Below are 5,697 nucleotides of genomic sequence, written 5' to 3' on the forward strand. Positions count from 1 at the left end.
GCCCGTGATCGGACACCCCGATCACGGGCCGCAGGTGCATTGACGGGTCCCGCCGTCAGCAGGGGTGGTGCGCCTCCTGGACCTGGTACACGGGGGTGGGCACGCCCTCCATCCTCGCCTTGAGCTGCAGGGCCAGGTACTTGGAGTAGTGGCGGGACTGGTGCAGGTTGCCTCCGTGGATCCAGAGCTGCTCGACGTTCGTCGGCTTCCACATGTTGCGGAGTTCCCCCTCCCAGGGCCCGGGGTCCCGGGTGGTGTCGGAACCGTATCCCCAGACCTTGCCCACCCGGTCGGCGACGTCCTGCGACACGAGATCGGTCAACCACTGGTTCATCGAGCCGTACCCGGTGGCGTAGACGATGAGGTCGGCGGGCAGGATCGTCCCGTCGTCCAGCTCCACCCCGTCGGCCCGGATCCGCGTCACCTGCCCGCGTGCCAGCGCGACCTCGCCGTCGATCACCAGTTGGCTGGCACCGACGTCGATGTAGTACCCCGAACCGCGCCGGAGGTACTTGAGAAAGAGGCCGGACCCGTCCTCCCCGAAGTCCAGCTCGAATCCGGCCTCGCGGAGTCGGCCGTAGAACTCCGAGTCCTTCTCCGCCATCTGCTCGTAGACGGGGATCTGCACCCCGGGGAGCAGGCGGTAGGGCCAGGAGGCGAAGAGCATGTCGGCCTTCTCGGTCGTCACCCCCGCCTCCAGTGCGTCCTCGGAGTACAGGGGTCCGAGCGCCAGCGACATGAGCGACTCGCTCCGCGCGATGTGGGTGGAGGAGCGCTGGACCATGGTGACGTCCGCTCCGTGGTCCCAGAGCGCGGCGCAGATGTCATGGGCCGAGTTGTTCGAGCCGATCACCACGGCCCGCTTGCCCTCCACGTCCCCCTCCCCGGTGAACTCCGAGGAGTGCCACTGCTCGCCGGTGAACGAGTCCGCGCCCTCGACGTGCGGGATGTTCGGGTAGCCCGAGACCCCGAGCGCGAACACCAGCTGGGTGGGGCGGAGCTCCACCTTCTCGCCTCGCCGGTCCACCTCGACCCGCCACGTCCCGGACTCCTCGTCGAAGTCGGCGGTCAGACACTGCGTACCGGACCAGTAGTCGAGCTCCATGATCGCGGTGTAGTGCTCGAGCCAGTCCCCGACCTTGTCCTTGGACGGGAACACCGGCCAGTCGTCGGGGAAGGGGATGTACGGCAGATGGTCGTACCAGACCGGATCGTGGAGGTGGAGTGACTTGTAGCGCTTGCGCCACGAGTCGCCGGCCCGCTCGTTCTTCTCGATCACGATGGTCGGCACGCCCAGCCGCTTGAGTCGGGCCGCGAGCCCGATCCCGCCCTGGCCTCCGCCGATGATCACCGTGTACGGCTGCTCGGTGTATCCGAGGGCCTTCTGGCGCTCCTGCTTCTTCTCGAGCCACGTCGTGCGCCCCTTGCGGATGACGTGTTCGACGCCCTGGTCCCGGGTCCGGCGCCTCTTCTCCTCGTGCCCCTTGAGTTCCTGCATCGTGGTCAGGAGGGTCCAGGCCCTGCCGTCGCGCAAGCGGAGGTGGGCCCATCCGCGGCCGACCGCCGTCTCGAAGGTCACCCACGCCTCGGTCAGGTCACCCGACGCGCTCGCGGGGTCGTCGAGCCTCCAGTCGGAGGGGGAGACCGCGGACAGCTGGGAATCGAGCATCCCGCGGATCTGCTCCCGCCCTTCGAGGGTCTTGAGGTTCCACGTGAAGGCGACGAAGTCGCGCCAGTAGCCCTCGGGGTCGAACAACTGCGCCGCGCGCTCCGCGTCCCCCGCCCGGAGGGCCTCGTCGAACTCCCCGAGCCACCTCTCGACCGTGGCGTCGGCGCCTGAACCGGCGCCGCCCGCCCCACCCCGGTCGGCCGGTGCATCTGTCGTCTGGGTCATGTCCGCTCCTTCGTCTCGTGTAGCTTCGGCAATGACGTAGATCACACTTTCTTCCCCAGGGGGTGGCAATGTCGTTGCACCCGGCCCTGCGGTTCTCCGACCCCCGGGCCTTCGCCGAGCGCTCCATCAGGGCCCACGGGATCGCGCTCTCCGGTGGCGCGACCTCAGACCTCGACTCGCGGGTCCTACAGGCGTGGAGGCGCAGCGGAGCGGCCGGGATCTCGCCGGACCAGGAAATGCCGGCCCGCGTGCTCACCCGCGAACAGGTCGCCGACGCGCGGCAGCGCACACCCCTGCGCCACATCGCGGCGGACGTGGTGGCCTCGGTGTCCGACACCTCCGCCGCGGGCCGGCACCTGGTGGTCCTCACCGATTCACGGGGGTGCCTGCTCTGGCGGTCGGGAAGTCCCCACGTACTCCGCCGCGCCGACTCGATCGCGTTCGCCGAGGGCGCGGACTGGTCCGAACGGGGGATCGGCACGAACGGCATCTCCCTCGCGTTGGAGACCGGGACGTTGACCCACGCCACCGCCGGCGAACACTACGTCCGGGCCCATCACGGCTGGACCTGCACGGCCAGTCCCGTCCGGGACGCCCGCGGCAGGATCCTCGGGGTCCTCGACGTCTCCCATCCGGTCCGTTTCTCGAGCTCCGAGACGGCCGCGCTGGTCCGTTGCGGTACCCGGTTGGCCGAGACGCTGCTCGCGAACGGAGTGGGTGGGCCGTCCCCGGACGACCCCCGCCCGCCGGACGCGGGCTCGCGCCCCGGACCCGGCCCCGACGAGAGCACGGATCGGGGCGACAACCCGGTGACGGAGATCCGTCTGCTCGGGTGGAGGCCGTCGGTGATCCGGGCCGACGGGTCGACGGTCGACCTCACCCCGCGAAGGGCGGAACTGCTCGCGCTCCTGGCGTCCCGGGAGGCGTGGACCGCGCGCTCCCTGTCCGAGGCGCTCTACGGGGACAGGGACGCCACGGCGACCGTCAGGGGCGAGGTCCGCAGGCTCCGTCAGCTCACCGGCCTGTCGATCGACTCCCAGCCGTACGCCCTGGCCTCCCACGCGCGAGGCTGCGTGGACTTCCTCTCGGTGGAGCATCCCGACGATCTCCTGCCCCTCTCGGAGATCCCGGCCATCATCGACCTGCGGTACGGGATCTGACGCCACGGGTTCTGACACCGCGGTTCGGCGCGGCCGGAACCTCGTCCGACCGAGGTGGCACAATCAGCAGTCATGACGCCGGAGAACACGGGACGCACGCTCCACCAGCCGCGCACGCTCGACCAGTCGTCCAAGCTCAAGGACGTCCTCTACGAGATCCGCGGCCCGGTGCTGGCGCGGGCGAACCAGCTCGAGGCGGAGGGTCACCGGATCCTCAAGCTGAACATCGGCAACCCCGCCCCCTTCGGGTTCGAGGCGCCGGACGTGATCATGCGCGACATGATCGCTGCACTGCCCCACGCGCAGGGCTACTCGGAGTCCAAGGGCATCCTGTCGGCCCGTCGAGCGATCTTCACGCGGTACGAGCTGGTCCCCGACTTCCCGCAGCTGGACGTGGAGGACATCTACCTCGGCAACGGCGTGTCCGAGCTGATCACCATGACGATGCAGGCGCTGCTGGACGACGGCGACGAGGTCCTCATCCCCGCCCCGGACTACCCGCTGTGGACCGCCATGACCTCACTCGCCGGGGGCAGGCCCGTCCACTACCTCGCCGACGAGCAGGACGACTGGAACCCGTCGCTCGAGGACATCGCCTCGAAGATCACGCCCAAGACCAAGGCCATCGTCGTGATCAACCCCAACAACCCCACCGGGGCGGTCTACTCCCGGGAGGTCCTGCAGGGGATCGTGGACCTGGCCCGCGAGCACAGTCTGCTCATCCTGGCGGACGAGATCTACGACCGGATCGTCTACGACGAGGCGCAGCACACCTCCATCGCCTCGCTCGCGCACGATCTTCTGGTCCTGACCTTCAACGGCCTGTCCAAGACGTACCGCGTGGCGGGCTACCGGGCGGGCTGGATGGCGATCACCGGCCCCAAGGCGCACGCGGCCGGGTTCCTCGAGGGTCTGGAGCTGTTGGCCTCGACGAGGTTGTGCCCCAACGTGCCCGCGCAGCACGCCATCCAGGTGGCACTCGGCGGGTACCAGTCGATCAACGAGCTGATCGAGCCCGGGGGCAGGCTCCACGAGCAGCGCGGCATCGCGTGGGAGAAGCTCAACTCGATCCCCGGGGTGAGCTGCGTCAAGCCGATGGGCGCCCTCTACGTGTTCCCCAGGCTCGACCCGGAGGTCCACGAGATCCACGACGACCGCCTGTTCGCGCTGGACCTGCTCGAACGCGAACGCATCCTGGTCACCCAGGGCACGGGGTTCAACTGGCCCGACCCGGATCACTTCCGGGTGGTCACGCTGCCCGCCGGCCGCGACCTGGCCGTGGCGATCGAGCGGATCGGCAACTTCCTGGCCTCGTACCGCCAGTAGTCCGGGCGCTCAGTGCCGCGCGCCCACGGTCGCCCGGTCCAGTTCCTCCGGGGTCACGTCGCGGGAGAGCCACACCGCTGCCGCGGTGGTGAGCGGGACGCACAGGGCGAGGGCGATCGCGCCGACGAGCGACCGCATCAGCTCCACGGCCACGACGTCGGAGGTGAGGATCGACAGCGGCGAGCGGGTCCCCAGCGAGAACAGCAGCAGCAGCGGCAGCGCCGACCCGGTGTACGCCAACACCAGGGTGTAGACCATCGAGGCGACGTGGTCGCGTCCGACCCCCATCGCCGACCGGAACACCTGGACGGGTCCGGCGTGCGGGTCGAGGTGGCGCATCTCGAACACGGTCGCGGACTGGCTCACGGTGACGTCGTTGAGCACGCCCAGGGCGCCGATGATGAAGCCGGCGAGCAGCAGTCCCGTCAGCGAGACGTGCTGCACGAACACCTGGACCTGGGTCGTGGAGTCGCCGCTGAGCCCGGTGATCCTGGTGGTCTCGATGACCACCCAGCTCAGCAACGCCGCCGCCAGCATCGCCGACAGGGTGCCGAGCAGCGCGGCGTGCGTCTTGAGGTTGATCCCGTGGACCACGTAGATCACCAGGTAGAGCACGGCGGAGCCGCCGACCACGGCCACCAGGATGGCCGGGTTGCCGTCGAGGATGGAGGGGAGGACGAACCCCACGACGACGACGAGGGCCACCGCGATCCCGATCAGGGCCCGCAGTCCCTTCCACCGCCCGACGGCGACCATCACCACGGCGCCCACGAGGAGCCACAACGCCATGGGCACGGTGCGGGTGAAGTCCTCGAAGGCATAGGTGTCGGTGGCCCCCTGGGGGGAGCGGCCCAGCTGGATCTGGTCGCCCTCACCGAGGTCCGGGGATCCGGGCCCGGGTGGTATCTCCAGCAGGACCTGTCGGCCGGCGTCCGGGCCGGTGTCGAGTCGCACGATCGAGCGCGGACACTCCGGGCCGGGGAACCGGGGCTCGAGCGGTGGACCGGGCAGCACCCGACCGTTGTCCGGGGAGCCGCAGGGTGCCACCTCGGTGGACACGACCTCGCCCCGCTCGGTCACCACCGAGGACCCGGACGACTGGGCGAAGTACGGGTCCAGCTCGGGGTCCTGGAAGGTCGGCCAGAGCAGCGCCACCCCGATCATCGTCGCGACCGCGCCCAGGATCAGTCCGACCACCGTGATCCGGCCGGCGCCGCCGGACGGAACGAGGCGGGACCCGTGTCGGGGGCGCTCGACCCGGTGCCGGTGCCGGGGAGGGGTCGCTGGCCGGTCGCTCACGCGGGTAACCCTAACCCG

4 protein-coding genes are annotated in these 5,697 nt (G+C 70.0%); 2 read left to right on the forward strand and 2 right to left on the reverse strand.

The annotated features are described in order from the left end of the window. Nucleotides 1–55: 55 nt before the first annotated feature. Nucleotides 56–1,894 carry an NAD(P)/FAD-dependent oxidoreductase gene (locus G6020_RS06505; RefSeq protein ID WP_182610062.1) on the reverse strand — a complete coding sequence of 613 codons (1,839 nt, stop codon included), beginning with the start codon at nucleotides 1,892–1,894 and terminating at the stop codon, nucleotides 56–58. 68 nt (nucleotides 1,895–1,962) lie between these two features. Here G6020_RS06505 and G6020_RS06510 point away from each other — a divergent pair, with 68 nt between their 5' ends. Both G6020_RS06510 and G6020_RS06515 read left to right on the forward strand, forming a co-directional pair. After that, nucleotides 1,963–3,054 carry a helix-turn-helix domain-containing protein gene (locus tag G6020_RS06510; protein ID WP_182610063.1) on the forward strand — a complete coding sequence of 364 codons (1,092 nt, stop codon included), beginning with the start codon at nucleotides 1,963–1,965 and terminating at the stop codon, nucleotides 3,052–3,054. Nucleotides 3,055–3,126: 72 nt separating this feature from the next. Continuing rightward, a complete protein-coding gene (locus G6020_RS06515; protein WP_179523539.1) occupies nucleotides 3,127–4,380 on the forward strand; it encodes a pyridoxal phosphate-dependent aminotransferase in 1,254 nt (417 codons plus the stop codon). 9 nt (nucleotides 4,381–4,389) lie between these two features. Here the strand turns inward: G6020_RS06515 and G6020_RS17520 are convergent, their stop codons facing one another. Beyond that, nucleotides 4,390–5,679 carry a YibE/F family protein gene (locus tag G6020_RS17520; RefSeq protein WP_179523540.1) on the reverse strand — a complete coding sequence of 430 codons (1,290 nt, stop codon included), beginning with the start codon at nucleotides 5,677–5,679 and terminating at the stop codon, nucleotides 4,390–4,392. Nucleotides 5,680–5,697: the final 18 nt, after the last annotated feature.

It is taken from the genome of Dietzia sp. B19 (assembly GCF_014145155.1).
Taxonomy (GTDB): Bacteria; Actinomycetota; Actinomycetes; order Mycobacteriales; family Mycobacteriaceae; genus Dietzia; species Dietzia natronolimnaea.

Coding starts and splice junctions, on each gene's coding strand:
- G6020_RS06510 (WP_182610063.1), top strand. CDS start 1,963: ATGTCGTTGCACCCGGCCCTGCGGTTCTCCGACCCCCGGGCCTTCGCC.
- G6020_RS06505 (WP_182610062.1), bottom strand. CDS start 1,894: ATGACCCAGACGACAGATGCACCGGCCGACCGGGGTGGGGCGGGCGGC.
- G6020_RS06515 (WP_179523539.1), top strand. CDS start 3,127: ATGACGCCGGAGAACACGGGACGCACGCTCCACCAGCCGCGCACGCTC.